Source organism: Bacteriovorax sp. HI3, from assembly GCF_059738875.1.
Window position 1 is genome coordinate 3,126,669 of sequence record NZ_AP026946.1, and the last position, 23,968, is coordinate 3,150,636.

The 23,968-nt window shown below is 40.1% G+C and carries 20 protein-coding genes; 9 read left to right on the forward strand and 11 right to left on the reverse strand.

The annotated features are described in order from the left end of the window. Entirely contained in the window at positions 1-513 is a 513-nt protein-coding gene (ybeY, locus tag AC6JA8_RS15465) for an rRNA maturation RNase YbeY (protein ID WP_497974610.1), read from the reverse strand. 50 nt (positions 514-563) lie between these two features. On the opposite strand from ybeY, the gene mazG reads away from it, so the two are divergent. The 3 genes from mazG to AC6JA8_RS15480 are packed head-to-tail and all read left to right on the forward strand — an operon-like array spanning position 564 to position 3,158. Further along, on the forward strand, positions 564-1,379 hold the full coding sequence (gene mazG / locus AC6JA8_RS15470; protein ID WP_102244716.1) for a nucleoside triphosphate pyrophosphohydrolase: 816 nt from the start codon (positions 564-566) through the stop codon (positions 1,377-1,379). Beyond that, positions 1,360-2,001, forward strand: a complete 642-nt coding sequence (coaE, locus tag AC6JA8_RS15475) for a dephospho-CoA kinase (RefSeq protein ID WP_497974611.1) — start codon at positions 1,360-1,362, stop codon at positions 1,999-2,001. The genes mazG and coaE overlap by 20 nt, the downstream gene beginning before the upstream one ends. Beyond that, complete coding sequence (locus tag AC6JA8_RS15480; protein WP_497974612.1) at positions 1,998-3,158, forward strand: hypothetical protein; 1,161 nt, start codon at positions 1,998-2,000, stop codon at positions 3,156-3,158. Before coaE ends, AC6JA8_RS15480 begins: the two co-directional genes overlap by 4 nt. Here the strand turns inward: AC6JA8_RS15480 and AC6JA8_RS15485 are convergent. Next, complete coding sequence (locus AC6JA8_RS15485; RefSeq protein WP_497974613.1) at positions 3,155-4,051, reverse strand: acyl-CoA desaturase; 897 nt, start codon at positions 4,049-4,051, stop codon at positions 3,155-3,157. The genes AC6JA8_RS15480 and AC6JA8_RS15485 overlap by 4 nt on opposite strands. A 75-nt stretch (positions 4,052-4,126) precedes the next feature. Between AC6JA8_RS15485 and AC6JA8_RS15490 the strand changes: the two genes are divergently transcribed. Next, entirely contained in the window at positions 4,127-4,744 is a 618-nt protein-coding gene (locus AC6JA8_RS15490) for a hypothetical protein (RefSeq protein ID WP_497974614.1), read from the forward strand. On the opposite strand, the gene AC6JA8_RS15495 is transcribed toward AC6JA8_RS15490, so the two are convergent. Together AC6JA8_RS15495 and AC6JA8_RS15500 are read right to left on the reverse strand one after the other, a co-directional pair. Then, a complete protein-coding gene (locus AC6JA8_RS15495; RefSeq protein WP_497974615.1) occupies positions 4,723-5,364 on the reverse strand; it encodes a phosphatase PAP2 family protein in 642 nt (213 codons plus the stop codon). The two genes, AC6JA8_RS15490 and AC6JA8_RS15495, sit on opposite strands and share 22 nt — an antisense overlap. Beyond that, complete coding sequence (locus AC6JA8_RS15500) at positions 5,357-6,031, reverse strand: lipoprotein N-acyltransferase Lnb domain-containing protein (RefSeq protein WP_497974616.1); 675 nt, start codon at positions 6,029-6,031, stop codon at positions 5,357-5,359. The genes AC6JA8_RS15495 and AC6JA8_RS15500 overlap by 8 nt, the downstream gene beginning before the upstream one ends. Positions 6,032-6,145: 114 nt before the next feature. On the opposite strand from AC6JA8_RS15500, the gene AC6JA8_RS15505 reads away from it, so the two are divergent. Next, the gene (locus AC6JA8_RS15505) at positions 6,146-7,141 is read left to right on the forward strand and encodes a fatty acid desaturase family protein (protein ID WP_497974617.1); all 996 of its coding nucleotides are present in this window, start codon (positions 6,146-6,148) and stop codon (positions 7,139-7,141) included. Here the strand turns inward: AC6JA8_RS15505 and AC6JA8_RS15510 are convergent. Continuing rightward, the gene (locus tag AC6JA8_RS15510; protein ID WP_497974618.1) at positions 7,138-8,817 is read right to left on the reverse strand and encodes a B12-binding domain-containing radical SAM protein; all 1,680 of its coding nucleotides are present in this window, start codon (positions 8,815-8,817) and stop codon (positions 7,138-7,140) included. The genes AC6JA8_RS15505 and AC6JA8_RS15510 overlap by 4 nt on opposite strands. 75 nt (positions 8,818-8,892) lie before the next feature. Here AC6JA8_RS15510 and AC6JA8_RS15515 point away from each other — a divergent pair, with 75 nt between their 5' ends. Next, on the forward strand, positions 8,893-9,879 hold the full coding sequence (locus AC6JA8_RS15515) for a fatty acid desaturase family protein (protein WP_497974619.1): 987 nt from the start codon (positions 8,893-8,895) through the stop codon (positions 9,877-9,879). Between the two features lie 51 nt (positions 9,880-9,930). On the opposite strand, the gene AC6JA8_RS15520 is transcribed toward AC6JA8_RS15515, so the two are convergent. After that, on the reverse strand, positions 9,931-11,406 hold the full coding sequence (locus AC6JA8_RS15520) for a hypothetical protein (protein ID WP_497974620.1): 1,476 nt from the start codon (positions 11,404-11,406) through the stop codon (positions 9,931-9,933). Positions 11,407-11,593: 187 nt separating this feature from the next. On the opposite strand from AC6JA8_RS15520, the gene AC6JA8_RS15525 reads away from it, so the two are divergent. Beyond that, positions 11,594-13,669, forward strand: coding sequence for an RND transporter family protein (locus AC6JA8_RS15525; RefSeq protein WP_497974621.1), 2,076 nt, complete (start codon positions 11,594-11,596; stop codon positions 13,667-13,669). On the opposite strand, the gene AC6JA8_RS15530 is transcribed toward AC6JA8_RS15525, so the two are convergent. From AC6JA8_RS15530 to AC6JA8_RS15540, 3 genes are read right to left on the reverse strand one after another with little or no spacing between them, the layout of a single operon-like run. Continuing rightward, positions 13,656-14,717 (reverse strand): aromatic ring-hydroxylating dioxygenase subunit alpha, encoded by a 1,062-nt coding sequence (locus AC6JA8_RS15530; RefSeq protein WP_497974622.1) that lies wholly within the window; start codon positions 14,715-14,717, stop codon positions 13,656-13,658. The genes AC6JA8_RS15525 and AC6JA8_RS15530 overlap by 14 nt on opposite strands. Continuing rightward, complete coding sequence (locus AC6JA8_RS15535) at positions 14,710-16,146, reverse strand: GH3 family acyl-acid amido synthetase (RefSeq protein WP_497974623.1); 1,437 nt, start codon at positions 16,144-16,146, stop codon at positions 14,710-14,712. The genes AC6JA8_RS15530 and AC6JA8_RS15535 overlap by 8 nt, the downstream gene beginning before the upstream one ends. After that, on the reverse strand, positions 16,143-16,880 hold the full coding sequence (locus AC6JA8_RS15540; RefSeq protein WP_497974624.1) for a hypothetical protein: 738 nt from the start codon (positions 16,878-16,880) through the stop codon (positions 16,143-16,145). The genes AC6JA8_RS15535 and AC6JA8_RS15540 overlap by 4 nt, the downstream gene beginning before the upstream one ends. Before the next feature lie 77 nt (positions 16,881-16,957). Between AC6JA8_RS15540 and AC6JA8_RS15545 the strand changes: the two genes are divergently transcribed. Further along, positions 16,958-19,759 carry an FG-GAP-like repeat-containing protein gene (locus AC6JA8_RS15545; protein WP_497974625.1) on the forward strand — a complete coding sequence of 934 codons (2,802 nt, stop codon included), beginning with the start codon at positions 16,958-16,960 and terminating at the stop codon, positions 19,757-19,759. A gap of 11 nt (positions 19,760-19,770) precedes the next feature. On the opposite strand, the gene AC6JA8_RS15550 is transcribed toward AC6JA8_RS15545, so the two are convergent. Then, positions 19,771-20,253 carry a hypothetical protein gene (locus tag AC6JA8_RS15550; RefSeq protein ID WP_497974626.1) on the reverse strand — a complete coding sequence of 161 codons (483 nt, stop codon included), beginning with the start codon at positions 20,251-20,253 and terminating at the stop codon, positions 19,771-19,773. Between the two features lie 115 nt (positions 20,254-20,368). Here AC6JA8_RS15550 and AC6JA8_RS15555 point away from each other — a divergent pair, with 115 nt between their 5' ends. Then, positions 20,369-21,574 carry a polysaccharide deacetylase family protein gene (locus AC6JA8_RS15555; RefSeq protein ID WP_497974627.1) on the forward strand — a complete coding sequence of 402 codons (1,206 nt, stop codon included), beginning with the start codon at positions 20,369-20,371 and terminating at the stop codon, positions 21,572-21,574. Positions 21,575-21,609: 35 nt separating this feature from the next. Here AC6JA8_RS15555 and AC6JA8_RS15560 read toward each other — a convergent pair whose 3' ends face one another. Continuing rightward, positions 21,610-23,967 carry a hypothetical protein gene (locus AC6JA8_RS15560; protein ID WP_497974628.1) on the reverse strand — a complete coding sequence of 786 codons (2,358 nt, stop codon included), beginning with the start codon at positions 23,965-23,967 and terminating at the stop codon, positions 21,610-21,612. Position 23,968 lies beyond the last annotated feature (1 nt).

Sequence of the window (23,968 nt, forward strand, 5' to 3'; positions counted from 1 at the left end):
TTATTTCTTGGTCTTAAGTTTTTTGTAAATTTGTCCCACGAGTGCATTCTCGTGAGCTTCCATGATTTTTTCTTCTTTTAGAGAAATCTCATGGTCAAATCCCAGTAGGTGCAAAAAGCCGTGCACGGCCAGGTGAACCACTTCCTGCTCATAGGTTATCTCAAATTCACGGGCCTGAGACAGGGCCTTTTCTTTGCAAATGACTAAGTCGCCCAGATCCATTTGAGAAAGGTTTTTCTCGCGGGGCTTTTTATCAGGGCGCAAGTTTTCATAAACTGGAAAAGAAAGAACGTCTGTTACATAGTCTTTTTGTCGATACTCGCGGTTAAGCGTTCTGATCTTTGTTTTTCCACAAAGAGTCATAGTCATGGTCACTTCTTTGACACCTGCGAAATGAGGGTTTTTTTTAAGATTCGTGGCCAGGACAGCTTCTAAGGCAGAAATCACGTGGTCCATGCCAAGACTCTTATTTCTTTTTGCCCCACTATTCTGGTAAAATATCTCAAACTTCATCAATCTTTCCTGATACCCTAAAAGGTAGCAAATATTAGCAGGTGCCGCAAATGAATAAAAGCAATTTTGAGAAACTAAAAGATGTCATCGCCGACCTACGCCATCCGACTGAAGGATGTCCTTGGGATTTAAAACAAACGCACGAATCTCTCCTGAAATATCTTTTGGAAGAGTCGTATGAATTTGTTGAAGCGGTGGAAGAAAAAGACCCGAAAAAAATGGAAGAAGAAATTGGCGACGTTCTTATGCAGGTGTTGCTTCACGCTCAAATGGGTTCTGAAAAAGGACTCTTTGATATTGAATCGGTTTCGGCCCGCTTAAGTGAAAAACTTATCCGTCGTCACCCTCACGTTTTTGAAAAGAAAGACACTTCGATTTCTGCAGACCAGGTTTTAATCAACTGGGAGAAAATCAAAGCGGAAGAAAAACTTCGCGAAGAAGGAGAGAAAAATCACCACCGCATTAAGTCTTCTGTTTTAAATGCTCCTCCACTTATGTCTGCGGTAAAAATCGGTAAAAAAACAAACGATATAAAATTCGATTGGGATGACTACACTCAAGTGGCCTACAAAGTTGAAGAAGAGTGGCAAGAATTAAAAGAAGAACTAACTCCACACCGCGAGCTAAACCGCGCAGCCGTGTTTGAAGAGTTAGGGGATCTTCTTTTCTCTGTGGCCCAACTGGCAAGACACCTGGATATGGACCCACACGATGCTCTTCGTAATGCCAACAAAAAATTCCTTCGCCGCTTCCACGCAATGGAAGATTTAATGGAAGCAAAAGGTGTTAAACTTGAGAACATGAACCAGGAACAAATGGACGTTTACTGGAACCAAGCTAAGGTTAATGAAAAAGCTAAAAAGTAAGTGGATTACTAAAGATCAGAGCTCTCGCCTCTACAATATCCCAGTGCCCATTGTGGCGCTGACAGGTGGTATTGCAACAGGAAAGAGCACAGTCGCGCAAATGTTCCGTGATGAAAATATCCCGGTGATTGATGCTGATCGACTGGTCAAAGGGATCTACTCGCAAAAAGAGTCATTCGATTTTGTTTTTAAAAACTTCAAAGATGCCATCATTGATGAAGCTATTCATTTTAAAACGCTAAGAGAACTAGCGTTTAAAACTCCCGAGAATCAACTTTTACTTGAAACTTATATCTACTCGCGCATGCCCGATGCTTTTTCGAGTGCCTATAGTGCTTTTGAACCTCATGGTTTTATTGTCTATGATGTTCCGCTATTATTTGAAAAAAAGCTCAACGAAAAAACGGACCTCGCTGTCTGTGCCTATGCCCCACGCTCTATTCAGCTTGAGCGCCTGGTAAAACGCGACAACATCAGCACGGAGCTGGCAGAAAATATTCTTTCCAAACAAATGGATATTGAAGAAAAAAAGAAAAGGTCTGATCTCTTTATTGAAAACATGAAAGACTTTTTGACGTTAGAGAAAAACTTCCGTCAACTCTTAACCACTCTTTGCGAATGAAAGAATTATCGCTTAACGAATTCTTTGCAGAGTACCCACATATTTCGCAGGCGACAGAAGCTGACAATCAAGACATTCTCGATTTCTATCACCAGACATCGTTAAGTTCGACGGAGTCTGAAATCATCTACACCAGAGGAAACGATTTTTATGCTTTCCTTAAAGAAAGAAGTGACTCTTCACTCATCATACTCTTAAGAGATGACCAAAGTGTGATTTACGGCATGGGTGTTATCACCTACCGTCCAGGTTATATCAATGGACAATTGCAGACCATCGGCTACCTGGGAGACTTGCGTATCAAGATGAACCGCAAACTTATCCGCGAATGGCGTTTGATGTACGCCAACCTCATCAGGCTCTCTCCACAGATCAAAGAAATGCATCACTGTCGTTTTTACCAGACGGTGCTCATTGATGAGAATAAAGAATCAAAAAATAACCTGGCCGAAACAAAGATCGCCAACCTTCATTACCACAAGTTGCAAAAGTACAAGATGGTCAATGTTATCGGCAGAGTGAAATTGAGAACGTCTTCGTCTTATGTTCGAATAGCAACTAACGAAGACAAAAAACTCATTGTAAATTTTCTGTCACTCAATAATCCCAAAGACCTTTTTTCCCATGACTGGGACAAAGAACTGGATCACCGTTTGAAAAAATGGAACGATTTTTCGATGGAGAACCTGCTTTTATCTTTTAATAAAAGTGGCGAGCTTAAAGCGATAGCGATGGTGTGGAATCCGATTAAAACAAAACAAATCCGCATCACTAAAATTCCAGAAGCGCTTAAACTCATCCATTCGATAGGGAGTAAGATTCCTTTTTTTGAGTTTAAGAAATTCCCAAAGGAAAACACGCCACTGGATATTCTTTATCTTTCTCAAGTAGTCTTTGATAAGACCTTAGTCAAAAGCGATCGCCAAAAAATCCTTCACGACTTTATTCACCTGGCCTTTGAAAGAGATTTTCACATGCTGGCCTACGCTGATTTTGAAAATGAAGATTACCTGGAAAAGACTCTCTCTCTTTTTATGCAGAAAATGCCAATGGCGGTCTTTAGCGTTCATAACAAAGATGACCATGGGCAAATTCAAGACCCACTTCATTGGGACTCAACGAAACCGACTGTTAGTTTTGATATGTGTTTAGTTTAAGACTTATGTGCGTCTTTGAGATCTGACACCCATCCCAGCTTTTCAAAACCTTTGAGCATCCAAAAATGCGGGTCTATATCAATACTCTTTTGAGCATTATTGGCACTGGTTTGTGAACCATGGTGATTGTTGTGCCAGGCTTCGCCTAAAATAAAAGGAAAAAGAAGTGGATTGTTTGTGCTTTGGTCATTGGTTTCATTTCTTCTATAACCAATACCGCGGTGACATCCCCATGAATTAATCAAAAAGACAGCGTTGTGTAAGAGCATCACTCTAAAAAGACCGCCCCAGAAAATCCCACGAAGGATGTTGTCACTTGAAAACTCTCCCAACATCGCCGCTTCAATAAAACCCGGAATGATCAGAAATGAAATCCCAATCAGCATGTGAAAACGATGCCAGTTCACTAGTCTTTCATTTTGATAAAAATCCTGAGTGTATTTTTTAATAATACCTAATGTGTCTAATCCAAAAATCCACATGACGTGTGCGTGCCAAAATCCTTCCCAAAAACTTAACGCTCTCCCCTCTTTAAAATAAGGAGAATGTGGGTCTTCACCTTTATCGCTATGATGGTGATGCTTTCTATGAACTGCCGCCCAACAAATGGCCGGAGTTTGAAAAGCAACTGCCGATGTGAAAAAAAGCAGAAACTCAAAAGAGGGCGTTGCTTTAAATGACTTATGGGAAAAATAGCGGTGGTTTCCTACCGAAATTCCAAAGAGAGCAATTTGATAAAAAACGAAAAAGATAAAAAAATCCTGCCAGACAAAAGGCAGTTTCCAAATGTAGAGCCCCAAAGCAATACAAAGAGCAAAAGGAAGCATGATCGCAAAAAAGAAGCGAGGTTTGATTCCTAAAAGTTTGTCTTTTTGTTCTACTGTTAACGACATCAGAAAAATTTTAACATAGACCCCTATCTTTTTACACCTGTTGTAGCTTAACATTGTTATAAACAAGAGGTTTTTATGTTAACAAAAGTCCTGCTGGTCATATGGCCACTTCTCGTGAGTGCATGTGCCTATCTTTACAAGAAAAAGCAAAATGGTCCGAATGCCATGACAGGTGGACCCATTTCGACCCCCAAAGCATTCTGGCTTGCTTACACCGTAACGACATGGTTTTTTCTGCCCTTTCTTTTCATCTTTAACCCAGATGTTATCGTCCCAATTAAATATGTTATCGCTTTTCACCTTCTAAGCTGGTGGGCGCGTGGACCTCTGGAACTAGTCATGATTTACAAATGGTTTAACTGGACTCCACGATACGGAATTAGCCATGACCTTTTCCACATTATTGGACTAGTGACGTTGTACTATATCAACCGTGGAAGTTTCGCGAACCTTACTCCGATGAGCAATATGGCACTGGCCTTTATCTTTGTAACAACGCTAGCAACTGTTGCTGAAATTACTTTTGCTTATTTATTTTTAAAGGCACGCAGTGAAGCGGAAGAAAAAGATAATATCTACTTTGCTTCAGATGACCCGAAATGGATTTTCATCAACAGGCTTACACTAACTGTTGTTTGCGGAGTCATGGCCCACCTGATTTGTCAGGCGGTTTATGCTCTCTTAGTGTTGTGAATTTTTTCGTAGACTAATTTGTAAATCACCAGCGCCAGGATAAATCCTGTCACAATATCAAAAAGATGGTGCTGGTGAACAAAAACCACAGAAGCTGAAATCAAAACCAGCCATACCCACATAAAAGCATGAAAGATTTTATTCGTCGTCTGCTCGATCATCGCGAAAATCGCCAGAGTTGAGTATGTGACATGCAAGCTTGGAAACAAGTTGTGTGGGTGATCAATGGAAAACATAAAATCAAAATATTGCTCATAACCTGGGACTGTTTCGCGAACAAACCCCAATTGCCCCGGGAAAAAATAGAAAACAAAACCAGCGACAATCGCACCGACAATTAATGAAATACAAAATCCTTTAACTGATGAAATGTCTTTTAAAACAAAAGCGGCCACCACAAAAAGAAGATTTAAAGAAATATAGGGGTAGATCATCCACGGGATTAAAGGAATAGATAATTCCCATTGAGTGTACATTGAGTATCTGACCGGATTAAGTGCGGCCTGTTGATTACACCATCCATAGATAACAGCAAAAGCAATGGTTGAAAGAGTCACATAAAGGCAGATGACTTTAAATCTTTCAAGGTCAGGCATCGTCGCAATTCTATCTCTACTCATAATCAATCAATCCTTCTTGAGCGTATTGTCTTGGAACATATTTTGGCCAATAACCATAAAGGCCCATTCTTGGTAAGAGTTTCGCTTCCACTAAAAGTTTAGTCATAAGACTCACACAATTATTATAAAAAAATGAATATCCACCAGGAAGTGTAGGGTCTTTAATCCAGCTTCTCAGTGTCGTTAAAAGCAGTTGTTCTTTTTCTTCAGTGGCATGGATTGGGTGAAAGAAAATCGTTCTTCCCTCTCCTTGAGTGTATTCTGTTTTATACTGGGCCACTGTTCCAATTTTTGGCATAACAACGTAACCACCAGTTGAAGCTTTCCAGTCATCAACCGGGAAATCATTAAAGTCTGCAAGAAAACTAAGAACTAAATCCTGATCAGGGTCAGCTCCTCCTGATCCTGCAAAACGCAGCATCATGTGTCCCCAAAGGCTAAAGTATTTTTTCCCCGGGGCTACTTCAACTAGCTCCAGGTGATCGAACTTAAAATGAGGACTAAGAATCGCTTCCTGGTGAAGGCGATTAATCGCCAGCTCATGTTCGTGCTGGGACCTCCAGGCAAAATACGCATCGGACTTGCGATCCTGAGTCGGACCCTTGAGCATCAGGCCAACCAATAGGATGAGGGCACCAAACAAGGTGATTTTTAGCAGTTTTTTCATGCTTTAATCTTACTCAAAAAGTGACAAAAGTGGCGATCTTTTTACGAGGGAAATGCTAGAGAGCGAACTTTTCCTCGGTTGACGTTGCCCCCTCTTAAATGTGAGAATAATTCCATGAAAAAGACGTTAATGTACAATAACAAAAATATTTCCATTCCAGCGAATTTGAATATTTTTTTAGCTGTTGGCTCAATTGCACTATTGATGTTCCTGCTTTATACCTGTGCCCACACGGATAACTGGTGGCTTAAGATCGCTTGCGTGATGCTTTTTGCTTATACCGGAAATACGACTTTCTCTCTGTTGCACGAAGCAGTTCACTCAAACTTTCACTACAATCGTAAAATCAATTACATCTTTGGAAATATTACGGCGGCCATGTTCCCGACGGCTTACTCTTTCCAGAAAAGATGTCACTTAAACCACCACCGCAATAACCGTACTCAATACGAACTTTTTGAAATGTATGACGACCGCGACAACAAGCTGGTTAAAAATATCACCCTCTACGGTGTATTGACTGGAGTTTACTGGGCGGTTCCTTTTATTGGTTCAATGTGGTTATTAGTAAACCCAAATAGTCTACTTTCTTCTCGTTTTTCAGGTAAAGACAACTATGAAGTGGGAAGAATGGGTGGAGCGAGTATGCTTCGCAGTTTTGAAAACCTTTCAAGCAGAGAAATCACTCGCATGAGAATGGAAGTACTCTTCACACTTGCGGTTCAATTTGGATTGTTCTTTTTACTAGGTTTAGACCTGGCGACATACTTCATGTGTTACTTTGCTTTTGGCTTTACCTGGTCTGCTCTTCAATACGCTGACCACGCTTACAGTGTGCGCGACATTAGAAACGGGGCCTGGAACTTAAAAGTTCACCCGATCACCAAAGCTTTCTTTTTAAATTACCACGATCACCTTGCTCACCACCAGCATCCGAACGTTCCATGGATTCACCTGCCAAAATTTGTGGACCCAAATGTAGAGAAACCAGCATTCCTGGCAATCTATCTTAAAATGTGGAAAGGCTTAGTGAAGCTGGATCAAAATGAACCTGCTCCTATCGACGCTGAACTCGACAACCTGATTGAAAGAGAAAATTTCACAAACTAAGCAAGTTGTTTATCTTGAGTCGCAGTTGTGGTGACTTTAAGCTTATTGATATCTCTTTGGATTCTCTTTTCAATAAAACTCACGGCCAATTTAAAGAACTTTGGAAGCGTTTGAAAACGCTCTACTGAGGTTGCCTGAAAATCTAAAAGAGCTTCGCGGTTTTCTGGTTTATACCCCAGCATTCCTGAATAGAAAGCAAAAGCATTAAGTGAATGTTTTTCTCTCATGAGTCTCAATTGAAGCTTTCTTACGTTCTTTCCAACTTCGCTGGCACTCATCGTGGCGTGCTCCCAATAAGGCGAAACAGAAAAAACATTTTCATCAATCCAGATACCGAATTTCTTTCTGTTTTCTACTGAAAGAATCGGAACTCCGGCAGCACGGGTACTAAAGGTTGCCACAAAGAAAAAGTCTGGTTTTGTTTTTTTGATCAACTCGTAAGTCTCTTCAATCGTGCTTTCTGTTTCTCCCGGAAAACCAACAATTAAAGACACAACAGAAGTGATGCCATACTTGCGGCAGTTCTCTACCGCTTTAATATTTTCTTCCAGAGTACAGTGCTTTTTCATATTGTCTAAAATCTGAGGGCTCCCCGACTCAAGACCAATCTGCACTTGAAGAATGTTGGCCGCTTTCATCGCCTTACAAACTTCTTCATCCGCTAAATCTTCAGCTCTGGCATAACAAACCCAACGGCTTTTTAAACCGCGCTTTTCTATTTCTTCACAAAGCTCAAAGAGTCTTTTTCGAGGCATGGTAAAAAGAGAATCAAGGCAATTGATAATCTTTGGCCCCATACTCTTTTCGTAAGTTTCCCAATCATTGGCAATTTTTTGAGCTGAACGATAACGGAAACTATTTTCATTAAAGAGAAAGGGGTAATTGCAAAACGAACATCTATACGGACATCCACGCACACTTTCATAGTGAATCACCGGAAACTTTTTTTGATGATAAGTTTCAGCAAGCTTCCAGTCTGCAGCAGGAAACATATCCAGATTGCTTGATTCAGGGTGTCCGCTGTAGAGAACCTGAATGTTGTTGAGATTCTCTATTTTACTTCCGCTGGCAGTGGGATGGGGCTTTAATTCTTTAAAGTCAGTTCTAATCCACTCACATAATGTGGGAACCAGGTACTCTCCATGGCCGATGGCAACCACGTCAACATTGTCCATGTATTTGATATTTTCTTTTAAAAGCTGAGTTAGAGGTCCACCAACCACCAAGTGATTTTTTGAAGTCTTGAGCAAGTTGAGAATCGGAAACATCTCACTTAAATCGCGCAGGAGTGTTGTTGAAATAAAAACGCAATCGCACTCTTTTAAAAGTCTTTCGCGAAGTTTTTTATTGGAAAAAAGATCATTCACCGAAGCGACTTCAAAGTCCATCGACTCTTCTTTTAAAAGAGTGGCAATCAATGTCTCAGTAAGTTCCGGTGTCGAATTTAAATCATTGAACTTAAAAAAATCCAGGACTCTTTGGTCTTTGGTTTTTTTAACCGAGCTTTGCACATAAACAATCGGCTCAACAGAAGTCACTTTCACCATGGCCTCAAGCCATGAAAACTTCGAGAATTGCCACTGGAGAATCTGTCTTTTTAAGACTTCAAAAAAGCTTCCCTCTTTTCCCGAAAGAAAGCCTCCAGTGACCACCAATACTTTATGTTGTGAAAGCAAAAAACACCCTTGGTAAGAGATGCCGAATCTTTGAATATAGTATCAGAAATCGAGAAAATTCTGTATGCTTTATAAATGGAAAGAACGCTTCAATCATTCAAGCGCCAGGACGTTCCCAGTGAACTTCTTTTGGGTCCCAGCATTTCAAGGCTTTATTTGGATTTGATCTGCGACTGGATCGTCGTTATTGCCGCTTGTTATCTAATGTATAATACCAGTGCCTATTTGTACCCCATTTGGGCGATCATTATTGCCGGACGCCTACATGCTTTTGGCGTGATTCTTCACGACGTCTGCCATATGAATTTGCACAAAAAAACAATCCATATGAGAATCCTGGAAATTTTCTCGGGTTACATTATCGGAAAAAGTGCCAATGCCATGGCCTACCACCACATCCGCCACCACCGCGACACACTTAAAGACAACGACCCTTATTACAACATTAACAAAAAATGTATCGGTGTCGTCCGTTTTTGGCTGACAATGAAAAAGGGATTATTTTTTGTTCCTTTCTGGATTGCTAGAACTTTTTTTGCGCCATTCGCTCTTATCTTCCCAAGACTTCGCAATCCTTATGGACGCATTTTTTTGCAGGATGTTTCAGGCAAAGATCTTTCTAAGGACAGAGAAATCTTAACCTGCATCTATGAAGACCTTCCGATCATGGCCTTTCATTGCGTTCTTTATTACCTAACCCTGACTCGTTTTGAATTCTTAATATACTGCTATTACCTGGTGATTCCAGCTGGTGGTGTGTTTTGTATCTACCGCCTTTTGATTGAACACGAATACAATATTGTTCAAGACCGCTCAGTTTACACCATGATTGAGTCGACTTTTGATCACCATATGAATTTCTTTGAAAGGTTCTTTGTAGGGCCACACAATATTGGCTATCACTGCTTACACCACATCCACCCTCATGTCGGGCTTCACAACCTGCCAAAGCTGAGGCAATGGTACCTGGATAATTCAAAGCAGTACCAAGAGAAGTATCTCAACCCGGTCAAGCTCACCTGGAGACAGGATTTGTTCGGTGGGATTCATCAAGAGAAATAAAAAACAGCACAAATAAAAAAGGCCCGGTTTCCCGGGCCTTTTTGTTATTCATTATCTGATTGCTAGCCAGTTACCCTGGATGTGATTTAACACTCTCACTGTACGGTAAACATCATCGTTCGCCTTGATTGATGGGAAATACGCTTCGTATTGTTTTACATCCCATCCAGTTGCACTTCCTTCCAGATAGTTTCTGTAAGTCAGAGTCTTTTTAGTTCCGTTTGCCAGAGTCACTTCGCGAGTCGCTTTTGAGTTTTTATCGAATTGAGTCGGCAGGAAAACTTTTAAATCTTTTGGTGGGTTTGTGAATAGCTTCGAGTAATTAAACTGAACCACTTCTCCCGTTACTGCAGATCTTAGAGTTTCTGTTTCTTTAGACATTACTACGCGGTTAAGAATGCGAAGGTTCTCTTCGATCTCATCGCGGTTAACACTGATATAGTTTGTGTTGAAAGCGTATAGGTTTTCATCTTTTCTCTCACTTGATGAAAGCTCCCACGCCATGCTTAGACGCTTAAGTGATTTCTGGCTTGCTTTGTAAGCGTAGTCCATCCACTTCGCTCCGTCTGGCATTAATGTACCAGTTGAAGCAAAAGCAGGTTTTCTCATCACTTTTGAGATCTTTTCTGCAGAAACACCATCGATTCTGTTGAATAGACCAAACCCATCAAAACCGTAAAGGAATCCGATTTCTTTATATAGAGCTACTGTGTTTTGAACACTGTAAGCTCTCATTGTCGCCATTGCAGTAATGGCACTGTAGCTTGCTGAAAGCGCCAGGTTCTTTTCGAATTCACCAATTAATTTGAAACGGTTGATTCCATCTGCAAATGACTGAGAACCAAAAACCATTTTCTGGTCCCAAACAATTGGCTCCACCAGGCTTAGTTTTTCAAGTCTTTGTGCTGCTGTATTAACTAGTGGAAGAAGTTCGTTAACAATCCATAGTTGAACGTCTGCTTCTTCTTTAAATCCTGCAACCATTTCCCCTTTTGTATCAAGGAATGGAGAAGAAACATATTCATAACCAGCTTGAGCGTGTTCGTATGGAAGAAACACTTTCACTCTTGTGGCCATTGATTTTGCTGTCGTTAAAATTTGAGAGTGAACAAAGTTTGATTTTCCATCAAACAATGGCTTTAGACGATAGAAGAATCCTCTAAAAGCTTTTGTTGGCATCACTTGAGTGATGTAGAATTTTACGTCTGTTGGATAAGACTCATAGTTCTTATCTAGTTCATCTAAAAATGCTTCCATCGCTTCAGAAGTTTTAATTCCATGAAGACGGGTCTGAATCGCTTTTAATTCTTTTGACATCATCGAATCATCAACCATTGAAGAGTTCGCTGGTTTTCTCTTCTTTTCAGATGATTTCATTTTTACTGCCGCATCTTCCTCACTCCATGCCTGGAAAGTAAATTTCTCAGGTGCAAAAGGTGAGTTTTTTACGATGTCACTGTTTGTTTTGGCAAAAAGTGATGTGGCCTGACACATGCTCAGGGCTAAAACTAAAATACGTATAGACATTGACCGCCTCCTCTATGAAAATCAGTAAATATCATAACGTAAATGTATATTATTTTAAATAGACAATCTTGGAATGACTGAGCAAAACAATCAGCTAAACAAAGCCTTATGGCGTTATAAGTTATTGCGCCTCTTGCATTATTACCTATATAGGACTCATTGCGCGTTCCTCAGGTACAAAAAGCTGGTGTCTGTTATCCTTTTTGCCTTCATTATTTTCTCTATTGCTTTGGGTACCAAGACAAAAATTGCCGTACGAACAGAGGACTTTAGCGACCAAAAACTGCCATCTTATCAGGCCATGAGGGAGTTAAAGGAGGAATACTCTTTTGAAGACAAACTCACTCTCATCGTTAATAAAAAAACTCCTTTTAACAATCAGGATCTCTGCCAAATTCAAAATTGGCTAAGAAAAGAAGTTAACACCAATGCAGACATCGGAGGATTCAACAGCCTCTTTAACCTGCGCGTCCCTGAATACTCTAATGGCCTTCTCTTCTATCCGCAAATTATCGAGTCACCTTGTGAAGGCAAAGTGGATTATGTGACCTTAAAAAAACATCCACTCTTAACTATGTTCAGTACTCCTGAGCTCACTGATTTTGTCATTCACTTTGAAATTAATCCTGCCCAAAAAGAATTCAGGCATGGAATCTATGATTACAAAGCTCTCGATCGCATTATTGAAAGCGCAAGAAAAGCTCTTCCTTTTGAAATCATTCCCGGTGGAACTCTTTTCTTTCAGTCATCGGTACTTTCAGGAATTGAATACTCTAACGTCATCAACATTATGGCGAGCGTTCTGCTTTTTAGCGGGTATTATCTTTTCTACCGCTCTTTTATGGGGGCCTTCGCTCTTTTGGCCGTTATCCTGATAACAAACTCTATGATCAAGGCCGGCATGGCCTACTTCGGTCACATGATTGACCCACTTTCTTCATGTATCTTTTTAATGATCACTGTCTCTTCGATCGAAGACTATATTCTTTTTAGCTTCCTTGTTTTTAAACAAAAAACTCCCTTTAATCTCGCTGCAAAAAAACTCTTACTTCCAAGCTTCTTAACATCGCTGACGACGGCCATTGGTTTTGGCTCTCTTGCTGTTTCAAGCAACCCAAGTATTGTTCATTTCGCTATTTGGACTGCATTGGGAGCGATGTTTGAATGGGCGGCCATGTTCTTAATCATTCCTGTTTTTGTAAACATGTTTCCCAAGATTAAAAAGCGCATTGATGCTCACCCGAAACCAAAGCGCATTGTACCGGTAAAACTCATCACCTACACACCACCGAAGGCCATTGCTATTATTATCGCCTTGATTCCGCTGGTTATCGTTTTCATGTACGATAAGGCCAACCTCAGCTATAGCCCTTATGATATGTTTACCAAAACCCATCAGGTGTCTAAGTTTAGAGAGCATCTGCTTGAAACCCGCCAAAGCGAAGGCGAGTTGAGTATCGTCTTTAAAAACATGGATGAAGATATTTCCTCTTACGTAGACGCTATCAAAAAAGATCCCGCCGTCGCAGGTGTGTTTTCTGAAATGGATATTAAAAAAGAAGTGGTTCTCTTCCCCGAGTTTTTACAAAAACTCATCTTTGAGGACTTTAAGCGCACCGACTTAGGAAAACTCTTTATCGCTCGTGATTCAAAGAGAATCATTGCTTATATCAAGTCTTATGATACTAAAGACGTTCCAGTGGTTGTTTCACGCATTCAAAATATCTGTGGCGACAAATGCTCTATTAAATCTGAAATCATTGTTTCCAAAGATTATGCAGTAGGAATCCTGCAAACTCTCTATGACAGTGCGATCTCTGGTTTCTTCTCTATTATCGTGTTAATCAGCTGGCTGGTTTTCACGATCAGCAGAAAACACACTCTGCCCGTCCTTCTATCGACCCTTTGGGCATCGTTTATGCTTCTTATTCTGGTTATTATCTTCCAGTTTAAGATCAACGTCGTCACGTGCGTGGCCTTATCAGTTCTCATTGGTCTTGCCGGTGATAATGCTATTCAGTTTTTACTGCTGCAAAAAGACTCTCTCAGCGAATCGGTTGAAGAAGTTGGAGAGGCCAGCACAGAGAATTTTTTCCTCATGCTACTTCTTTCAAGCACTCTTTTCTTTTCTTATTTCCAAACGCCAAGAACGCTGGCGCTTTTAATGATTATAGGAATCATTTTAATGTTTATTGGAGATCTCTGGGTTCTCAATGGGCTCACGGCCATTAGTGATGGCAAATCTAAGACTAAATCCAAATAGTGGCTTCGCTTTTCTTTTCTGTTGTATAGACGCGCGGGTCTCCTGCGCGTCCCAAGCTTCTTAAGCGTTCAATTTGTAAATGAGGCTCATCTGCTGGAGTCGACTGAAAATTCCAGTTTTCACTCGGGTTTAAGTTTCTTCCCTGAACATCCATAATCCACACATCTTGCTCAATCACTTGTCTGGTGTAGTAATGAATAAAAGGCTTAATAAACTTGCCGATCACCGGGATTTTATAAGCGATATAGGTATAAACGCGGGTCTTCATGCTTCCAACAGGTGTGCATGAAGAGTTGATGATATATTTGTAGTTTGATCCAAATGAGTAATCAACTCGTGTTGTATTGGGAAAAATAAAATGATCAGTGTGCTCCATTGGATCATTTTTAGGATTTAAAAGAGGTCTAATTAAAACACCGATGTTGTCGTCTTTTTGATGGTAAGTGACGAGCACTCCACCGTCTTTTGTTTCAACTGAAATGGGAACTTTTTTAAGACCTTTATTCCTGAACCATCCCTTGTGCACATAAACCGTGTGCGGAACGTCCATAAAATTTTCCACCAGGTTCGTCACTTCATTGTTAAAGTCTGTGACCATAAAATAATGGCTCCAGCTTGAATCCTGAGCGTTTGGAAAAACCCAAGGCTTAAGAGTCTTTGCTTTCTCACTGTCTCCAAAGAAAACCCAAATCACTCCATCCTGCTCAATCACTGGATAAGATTTTTGGCAGCGCTTTCCTTTAACTTGAGTGTCTCCTTCAGAAGGAACACTCGTCACCAATCCTTGGTTGTTGTAAGTCCATCCGTGGTAAGGACAGTGAAGCTCGCCCTTAACGACTTCTCCTTTTCCAAGCTCAGCATGGCGGTGAAGGCATTTATTCAAAAGACAAACGGCCTTTTTATTTTCATCGCGAAATAAAACGATTTTTGTGTCGTAGATAACAGTTTCAAAAGGTTTGTCTGTGAGCTCACTTGAAAGACACGCAATATACCAGTGATGAATTAATTCACCGTCGCGTTCAGCAAGTGTTTTCAGCGTCTCAGTCATCTCTAGTCCTGACAAGGGGTTCGACTTTAATGTTGCCCTTTAAGGCAATCATCTTTTCTCTATACTCAACGTAAGATTGATAAGCATCTTCTTTCATTTCAACCTGCACATGCCCAAGCTGCCCCAATTCACGGGCCAGTTTATAATGGAAATGCCCCAGGAGTTCTTTTTCCAGGAAGTCACTGATTTCATCAAGTCTTTCAAGTTTACCTACACCGTCCACCAATAGTCTATAGTGAGGTTTATGACCTTCCACAGCTAAAAGAGAAAGAGGGCTGATTTCATACTTATTGGTAATATTTGAGAGTAATTTTTGGGCCAGGTCACTTGAGATTTTCTCACCGACCAGGTCCGTCTCTCCAATTCTTCCAAGAAAAGTCAGACAGGGAGTTTGATCAAAAAAATCGCTGACTAAAAGCAGGTCATTTAAACGATAACGGAAAAAAAGTGAGCCCGTCGTTAAAAGTGGTGTCACCTTCATTCCCTTTTTTAAGGCCCATCCGGGATGAATTTCTTTTGTTTCAACATCTTCAAATTCATAAAAATGCGAATTCACCGCCAGAGGAAATTTCCCTTGAAAAGGAATGGTCACCACACCTTCTGTGGCCCATAAACCTTTGGCTTCAAAAGGAACATGGGGAAAAAGATTTTTTACTTTTTGAGCGTAGTACTCTGAGCTCGATGTGGCCCAGGCACTAATAAGTGCTAATTTAGGAAAGAGAATTTTACAAAGTTCAGGTGAGACTTTATCGGCATATTTTAATGCCTCTTTTTTTCTAAAATCCAGGATTCGATCTGCAAAAAAAACTTTATCGGCAATAACTAAATCTAAAAGCTCCAATAGAAATGTCGGACTCCACACAGAAATTAAAGTGACATCTTTTTCGATGAGCGACACTGCGTTTTCACGCATTGACTCTTTAAGTGTCGGAAGTGTGGCGACACTTTCATCGACAGTCATGGTCTGCTCTAGCAAATATTTTTCAAGCCCACCAAAAAAGTCCAGGTCATTTGAACTGTGCTCTTTTCTTAAATCCTCTGGTATCCATGAAAGAGACCAATAATGCGTTCCCTTGGCAATATCTGGAAAACGCAGGTAGAGATCATGAATCCATGCCCCAGAAGCTTTCCACAATTCATCTTTAAATTTTTTAGTATAAGGAATCCATTTGATCGCATGAGTTGATCCACTGGTCGGAACGAAGTGCTCTTGCGGCCTTTCTTCTTTTCTTTTTTCTACGCTTTCTTTCCAGTCAGCATAAGTTGTGACAGGGAAATGGTTTTTAAAATCTTTATAATCAGAAATCCCTGTGAGATTTAAGAGAACTGAGATCTGAGCTTTTTTAGGATTTTTAAGCGATTCACAAAACTGCTCATAGTTTTTTTTCGAGTACCATTTAATCAACTGGTGACTGATGGAGCGGATCATTTTTTTAGTCTTAGAAGTTTTCGCATGATTTTAAAAGGGTGAACAACTCCAAGCAGTGGATCGACTTCGCCAATACAGGCAAGCTCATCACCTTTTTTCCATCCGGGATTATGGTCATTGAAGAATTTAATTTTCGGATAACGCGACAATAAATCATCAGTGATCGGAGCAATCGACTCTCTTAGGTGTTCATGCTCATTGGCTTCAAATTCAATGACACCAGTCCCAGCATTATACTTACCCGGGTAGAACTTTTCCGATAAAGCAGAAATAAGGGTGCTCTGTTCTACTGGGGTCTGTTTGTCGTAGCGGGGATAGTACTGAATGAAGTTGTTCGCTAGTAATAAGTACGTCTTATAGCCTTTTGAAATTAAAAACCACCAGACTGGTCGCGTAGGGTATTTAAGCTTGAGCAAGATCATGTTTTTTAGGAATTCCATCGTTAAGGCCGATGTCCCCCAGTAAGTGGGAGCGATGATCGTATCCCCACTAAAAAGGATGCGGTAATTCTTTTGATGGTGAGGGAAATCAAAGTCATAAAAAGTTGAGAATCCTTGAATCCTTTTTTCGGTATCAAGAAGAATAATGACCTTTGTTTTAGCAAATAGATCGCTCTTAAAGCGCAGGAAAGAAACGTTCTCATAGAAAATTTCAAACAGCTTAAACATCTCATCAATTTGAGACTCCCTAAGCGACTGAACCTTAATCGTTTTTGCTATGAGCTTTTTTTTCATTTAACTATTGTAAGTAATAGAGGGAAGCTAAGTAAACAAAGTTTTACAAACAGACGCCTTTTTGATGTAATTTTACCATGACAGCACTAACAGAAAGGTTTAAGACAATTTACTTTAAAATTGACGCTCGCTACACTGTAACGTTCATCCTCTTTGTTTATAACGTTTTAGGGATGACAGTCTTGGGGTTCAACCGCAGCTGGATGCAAGTCCTGCTCACAATCTGCGTGGGGATTCTTTTACATATCTTTTACGATGTCCTTTTCAATAACAAGTTCTATTTCCCACTAAGTGCACTGACTACAAGTTTGGGTCTATGTATCCTGGTCAACTATGGCCACAGTATGCTCTACCCGCTAGTTCCGATCTTCTTTGCCATTTCATCGAAGTTCTTTTTCAACTTCCGCGGAAGACATACTTTTAACCCGGCGATGATGGGGGTTGCTCTCTCACTTTTAATGGCCAGCGAGTTTATCTCTTCTTCTCCGGCCTACCAATGGAACGGCGTGGGTGCAATGGCGATTGTCATTGTTATGTCGGCCCTGCTCTTTTTTATGCCAAAAATTAACCGCGGATGGTTAGTCGGATCATTCCTTTTTGTTTTTACTCTGCAGATTATCCTGCGCTCGATCTTGATCCGCCATTACCTGCCATTTAACACGCTCTTTTTTGGAACGATCACTTCTCCTTCTTTTTTCCTTTTCACTTTTTTTATGATCACTGACCCGATGACCAGCCCTTCGGATAGAAACCAACAAATTATCGTTGGGTCTTCCCTGGCCATCCTCGATTTACTCTTTCACTTGTTCTCAAGTTACCATACGTTCTTCTATGCTGCTTTTACTCTGGGGAGTATTCGCTTAACATGGTTTCACTTTAAAGAGGCCCGCACAGTTGGATTCGGAAAATATTTTGTGTCCCGCTTTTATGAAAGCGGATACTACAAACGATTTTTCACAATCCTCGCCCTTGGTTTTAGTGGATACTTCACTTACCAATACGTTTTAAGAGACACGCTTAACAAGCCAGATGTTGGTTTTGTTTTTGAACTTCAAGGACCAGAAAAAACAGGAATGCATTTCTCTAAAGGAGAAGTTCTCGACCTGGTCGATCCTCGCGTTCAGCATATGGGAAAATGGATTCTGGGAATTACTGATGGTGTAGCTGTCGGAGATTTCGACAATGACGGATTAGTAGATGTCTTCTTTACTAGCGGTCACAAATCACCTGCTGATAGAAACGCTTTCTTTAAAAATAAAGGCGACTTTCATTTTGAGCGCTTCCCTTCTGAAGAGCTAAGTTTCTACGCTTCAGACATCAAGCGATTTGGTATTCCGTCAAACGCCATGTTTGTAGACTTCGACAACGACGGAGACCTGGATCTTTATATCACTTACGCTTTCGGACGCGAAGGGACATCGAGAATGTTTAAAAACATGCTTAAAGAAAGTGGTAAAGTCTCTTTTAAGAATGTGACTGATGAGATTGGTTTAAATATTTACTCTAACTCGGCCACAGCTAATTTCTTTGATATGAACAACGATGGAAAACTCGATGTGATTATTGGAAATACCATTGCCACTCACCTTCCTGATTATAAAACACCAACTCGTCTGGATTTCTTTGAGCTGCCAAAGGCAGAATACGAAGGAGATAAACGCCCGTTCAATTTTATGCACGAGAGCTGGCACCGTTCTGAAAATGGAACAGTTAATTACATCTTCACACAAAATGATAATAAGACTTTTTCTCAACTAGACTCTAAAGCAATCGGTATGCCTGAAACCAAATGGACGATGGCCATTGGAACTGCTGACTTTAATCAGGATGGATTCATCGATATTTATGCTGCCAATGACTTTGGAGCCGATGATTTCTACTATAATCGTGGAGGAAAAACTTTTGAAAGTTACCGCGGCTCTTATTTTGGAACAATCGGAAAAGATACTTACAAAGGAATGAATGCGACGATTGGTGATTTCGATAATAATGGAATGACCGATATCCAAATCTCCAATGTTCACCACCAACTTCAGGCCGAAGGGAATTTACTATTCTACTTCTACCCTGGAAAAGATCCTTTTTATCCAGAGATCAAAGACCAGGCAACTTATGCTGGCGCTCTTAACGAAAACCGCTTTGGATGGGGAGCAAACGCTGCAGACTTCAACAACGACGGATGGCTAGATCTTCCTCAGGCCAACGGAATGGTTGATGACATGTACGATAAAAAATTCGAGAAATGTCCTGACTACTGGTACATCAACGAAAAGATCGCCCGCTCTTCTCCAGATATTCACCGCTATATCAACAATTGGGGTGATATCCGCGGGACTTGTATTCACGGCAAAGAAAAAAATCGTCTTTATGTAAACCGTGGAATGAATAAAATGCCACAATTCATGGATGCAGCCGAGTTTATCGGGATGAATCAAGTTGGAAACTGGCGTGGAATGGCGACGGCCGATTTTGATAATGATGGGCATATGGATTTGATCGCTTCCTCTCTTTATCGTGACCCGCTGGTGTTTAAGAACATCCCGGATAAAGATCAGAAGAATCACTGGTTAGGATTAAGACTTGAATCAGTTAATCCTGAATGTAACCGCATGGCGATTGGAACGAAGATTTACTTAACGATTAGTGAAACTAAAGAACCAAAGAAAAGAACAAAACTTTACTTTGAAACAACACTGGTTAATGGCTTCTCTGCTCAGCACGACCCAAGAGTGCATATCGGGCTTGGGAAAAATGAAATCATTGAAGAGCTTAAGATTTCATGGTGTGGGCAGAAGGAAAAGACCATGACTTATTCTGATGTGAAGATTGATCAGTATAATGATTTGTTTTATGACAAGCAGAAAGTTGAGAAGTTTTAAATAATCAGCTCCTAAAGAAAATCATTTTCATAACTTTGAATTATTTTATGAATATTATGATTTTTAGGAGCATATTTTTTAACTAATAAGATAAAACTCTTCTCCGTAATAAAATCAAACGAATACTGGCCTATTTTTTCATTTAAAAATACTTTATACCCTCTAAAGAATCTGAATTTCTTTTCTATTTGGGCATCTACTTCATTCCAAGTTATAAGAATCGTTTGCTCTCCCTGATTCCACTTTATTCCGTTATGCCCGATCCACAAACCAAGTGATGAATAATGATCCATAACAAAAAGGAAAACTGAAGAAAGTACTACAGTGAGTATTGTCATCAAAAAGGGTGATTCAAACATTTTAGAGATTTTGAAATAGCCAAAAATTAGTGGTGATAAACATATGAATACTAAAATAAAATATTTCTTAGCGCTTCGAACTCTTTCCATTATTAATTCACCTAATTTTATCTCAATTCCAAGAAGATTATTCATAAATAGTATGTTGTTTATTTAAACTATCAATACAAAAATCATTTAGACATCACTTAATTGTGAGATATTTGCTATCTGTAACCTAACCTCACTTTCATGTTAAACTATTGGGCATATGACTCTTACCCTCAGTAGTACTATGCACACATCAATTCTCCTTTTTCTTCTCTCTTCTTTAACTCTTCACTCTGCTCACGCCAACACATGCAAATCTTTAAATAGTGACCCGCTCTTTAAAGAATTACTGAGTGATTTAAAAAATCAAAACGTCAGCTGTGAAGGCATCAAAACTCATCTTAGTTTTGACGATGGCCCTAACGAAAAAACGAGTGGGATTATTTTAGATGAATTAAATAAGCGCAATATTAAGGCCACATTTTTTATCACAACAACGAATCTCAACCTTGGCACCCCAGGGTTAAAAGAAAAGCAGGCCATTTTGGCGCGTGAGCTAGCAACAGGTCACACTGTGGCCAGCCACGGGCACGAACACAATGCCTACGACATGCGTATCACCACCTCACAAGAGCCTGGCTACACAAACTCTCAAAGACAAGAGCAGATCAAAAAAAGTATGCAGCTTCTTGATAGTGCAACTAACGGTCAGTTCTCTAAGCAAGAATATAGGCTTTTTAGGTTTCCTTACGGAAGAGGCGCAATGCCTTCTCAAAAGGAAATTGAAGAAATGGAAAGAACCAAGAAGATGGTCTTTTCTGGAGATACCTACGCTGAGAAGTTAAAAGAATACCGCCGCATGAGCCCAGCACTACAGCAAATTGGTGAATACGGCTTTTCTCATGTGGGCTGGAACCACGACTCAAATGATTCAAGTCTTCCTTTTACGATGCCAAATGAAAGTGTGTTTAAAACCTATGTTGTAAACAATCTTAAAAATATGTGCTCACCTTCTGTTAAAACCAAAATAAGCCTGTTTCACGACATAAAAGAAGTGAATACCAGGGCCATTCCTTTGATTGCAGATTTAGGGCAATGCCTAGGAGTCGATTTTATTTCACCAAAAGAAATGATGGCCACTGCATCGCTGGCCAACAATGATGTTGTCATTAAGAGTAAAACGATTGCCCAAGCACCAGTGCAAATGGCCGATGACCTGGGGAAATTGATTAATCAAATCTCAAATCCAGGAAAACAATGCGCTGGAGCGACTATTGAAAAAAAGGTCCACGCCCAATCGGAAAAAGGTTGCTACAGCAAGTACCTCAATAAAACGTTTGGAAATTGCGAGGGAGAGAGCTCTAAGTGTTTTGAAGGGAAATGGTATGGGGCAGATGATCCGTTTATTATGCTAAATTGTTCTTAAAAATAAAAAGGCCCCTCTTCGAGGGGCCTTCTATTTTAAACCGTTGTCTCTCTATTATTCGTTATCACTTCCAAATGCTCTGAACTCATCCCCGCCATTCTGCACATATCGTTAATACGCTTCATTTCTGATTTCATATTCGAGATAAGGATCTTTAGCGTATTGATCATTTCATCATCTTTAGAGTGAGATGCTTGAGCGATCTTAGAAGCTGAGAACTGAACATTTTCCAGGTTGTTTTTAATCGATTCCATTCTGTAGCGGATGCCATCCAGGTCTACTTTCTCTCTCGATTCAACCATCATATCTACTTTAGTAACTGTTACATCTAGCTGAGTGACAACTTCACCGAAACTTTGAAGAACTTTTTCAAATCCTTTCATTTCGATTTTGATTTTTCCTAAGAACTGATCCACTCTCTGAGTGTCGTTTTCATGGCTTTGGAAAATCAGAAGTTGGTCAAGAACCTGAACAATGCGCCCTTTAAAATCATCTACACTCACTTTAAGATCTTTAAATTCGCTCTTAAGTGTTGTAATTGTTTTTAAGCTCTTGATATAGTCATCAACATTCTTCTCTGCTTTTTCAGCCACTGAGAAGATGCGGTTTTGATCCTTAAAAAGTTCACGAGAAGAGTTCATCGCATATTTAAATTGCTCTTCTAGCTGGTCTCTTGAATCAATCACTGTCGCAACTGCCGTTTTAAACTGGCCGTAACGATCCATAGAAGCTCTTTGTGTTTCAAATGAAGCCACCAGAGATTTTCTCATCTCACCAGCTGTGTTTCTATGCTCTGCAGTTAATGTTTCCAAAGCTTCGATCTCACGATTTAGTTCATCGTGGATTGATTCTGCTTTTTCAATATATTGGTTAAGTTTTGAATACAGTTCTGAGACACCGGCCTTTTCAGCGGCCACTCTTAGTTCATTTCTTGCTTCAGTCGTCATTTTCTCTTCAATCTGAAGTTCAAGCGCTTTCATAATCGGAGCAGTTATCGCTGATTTCTGAGCCTCAAGGTTTTGTTGAGCTTCAACCATTGGGTAGAAGATCACCATAATACGCTTTTGGCTTGAGTACTCTACCGGTGAAACGTGCATTTCATACGGCATCGCTTTGGCCATTGTGTTTGATTTAACCTGGATCTTGTATTTTCCAGGTGTGCTCATTCTCAGGGCGCTTAAGATTGAACTATTGTCTTCAAGATTAGTGAAGCGCTGTAAGAAGTCCCATGTCAGTGAATCTTCATCTTCTTTAAAGTTTTGTAATTGCCATTCTTCATAAAAGTGCGAGTTCCCCCACACCATGTTCAAGTTTGAATCCAGAAGAATTGTGGCAAATGGAACCGCTTCCTGAAAGATTGAACCGAAGGCCATTCTCTTATGAGCGTAGTCTCTATATTTATCAAACTCTAAATTAAACTCAGGTGAGAACTCGGCAATTTGCTTAGACTCAACTGGAAGAAGTCCGTCTTTAATAGTGTCGATCACTAATTTTTCAGTTTTTCCTGAAGCGTGTTTTGCTGAGAAGTTATAGATTGCAAAACCTAGAACAACTGAGGCCACAAGACCTGCAAACACAGCGATCAACGAATAGAAAACTGTCTGAGAGCTTTTTTCAAACTGGATTTTTTTCAGTGCGATTTCCGGCTCTACCATTTTAAACCAGGCCACATATGAAGTTGAGAACTCTTTATAAAGACGGTTAAACTTCGTATGAGACTCTACGTAAGAATCAAGATTAGCGGCTTCGTTTTTAAGCGTTTTAATTCTGTTAACGATCGCAGCTTTGATATCTACAGGAAGCCCTGAAGCTTCAGTGAAATTTGTCATGGCCTCAAGGTCGTTGTTTACTGACTGAGCAAGATTTTGAGTGCGGTCAAAATTATAAAGCCCACCATTCATCAAGCGGCTTGGAGTCAATCTCATGCGAAGATTGATCGACATTCTTGTCAGTGTTGGCCACTTCTTTTCTGTCACGAAATTTTCAAAGTTAGAAACTTTTGAGTTTAAATTTGTAAGGATTGTTGTTAATTCTGGTGCTGATTGGAAGGCCACAAGAGATGATTTCACTTGTCTTAGGTTTTCATCAAAATTGCTTTTATCATCTGTTGATTTAATCGACTTCAGGTCTTTGATGTCTGTTTCAAGACGAGAAAAAACTTTGTTGGCATCTTTAATGCGATCGCCGTCGACGAACTTCTTAAGTTCTTCAACATCGTTTCTTTCTTTAACTGCTTTAACTTTACTTGTTCCATCGTAAAGATTACTGACGTAATCAATGTTCAGAAGACCGGTGTCCCAATAGTGCTTTACCCCGTATGCAAAAAGAGCGGTAATAGCAACCAACACCGTTACGTAATAAAAGTGTACGGCACGTCCTAGAGTGAAACGCATA

What these genes read in the sequence shown, in the direction of transcription:
- ybeY (WP_497974610.1), bottom strand. Translation starts at nt 513, where the DNA reads ATGAAGTTTGAGATATTTTACCAGAATAGTGGGGCAAAAAGAAATAAG.
- mazG (WP_102244716.1), top strand. Translation starts at nt 564, where the DNA reads ATGAATAAAAGCAATTTTGAGAAACTAAAAGATGTCATCGCCGACCTA.
- coaE (WP_497974611.1), top strand. Translation starts at nt 1,360, where the DNA reads ATGAAAAAGCTAAAAAGTAAGTGGATTACTAAAGATCAGAGCTCTCGC.
- AC6JA8_RS15480 (WP_497974612.1), top strand. Translation starts at nt 1,998, where the DNA reads ATGAAAGAATTATCGCTTAACGAATTCTTTGCAGAGTACCCACATATT.
- AC6JA8_RS15485 (WP_497974613.1), bottom strand. Translation starts at nt 4,051, where the DNA reads ATGTCGTTAACAGTAGAACAAAAAGACAAACTTTTAGGAATCAAACCT.
- AC6JA8_RS15490 (WP_497974614.1), top strand. Translation starts at nt 4,127, where the DNA reads ATGTTAACAAAAGTCCTGCTGGTCATATGGCCACTTCTCGTGAGTGCA.
- AC6JA8_RS15495 (WP_497974615.1), bottom strand. Translation starts at nt 5,364, where the DNA reads ATGAGTAGAGATAGAATTGCGACGATGCCTGACCTTGAAAGATTTAAA.
- AC6JA8_RS15500 (WP_497974616.1), bottom strand. Translation starts at nt 6,031, where the DNA reads ATGAAAAAACTGCTAAAAATCACCTTGTTTGGTGCCCTCATCCTATTG.
- AC6JA8_RS15505 (WP_497974617.1), top strand. Translation starts at nt 6,146, where the DNA reads ATGAAAAAGACGTTAATGTACAATAACAAAAATATTTCCATTCCAGCG.
- AC6JA8_RS15515 (WP_497974619.1), top strand. Translation starts at nt 8,893, where the DNA reads ATGGAAAGAACGCTTCAATCATTCAAGCGCCAGGACGTTCCCAGTGAA.
- AC6JA8_RS15520 (WP_497974620.1), bottom strand. Translation starts at nt 11,406, where the DNA reads ATGTCTATACGTATTTTAGTTTTAGCCCTGAGCATGTGTCAGGCCACA.
- AC6JA8_RS15530 (WP_497974622.1), bottom strand. Translation starts at nt 14,717, where the DNA reads ATGACTGAGACGCTGAAAACACTTGCTGAACGCGACGGTGAATTAATT.
- AC6JA8_RS15535 (WP_497974623.1), bottom strand. Translation starts at nt 16,146, where the DNA reads ATGATCCGCTCCATCAGTCACCAGTTGATTAAATGGTACTCGAAAAAA.
- AC6JA8_RS15540 (WP_497974624.1), bottom strand. Translation starts at nt 16,880, where the DNA reads ATGAAAAAAAAGCTCATAGCAAAAACGATTAAGGTTCAGTCGCTTAGG.
- AC6JA8_RS15545 (WP_497974625.1), top strand. Translation starts at nt 16,958, where the DNA reads ATGACAGCACTAACAGAAAGGTTTAAGACAATTTACTTTAAAATTGAC.
- AC6JA8_RS15550 (WP_497974626.1), bottom strand. Translation starts at nt 20,253, where the DNA reads ATGAATAATCTTCTTGGAATTGAGATAAAATTAGGTGAATTAATAATG.
- AC6JA8_RS15555 (WP_497974627.1), top strand. Translation starts at nt 20,369, where the DNA reads ATGACTCTTACCCTCAGTAGTACTATGCACACATCAATTCTCCTTTTT.
- AC6JA8_RS15560 (WP_497974628.1), bottom strand. Translation starts at nt 23,967, where the DNA reads ATGCGTTTCACTCTAGGACGTGCCGTACACTTTTATTACGTAACGGTG.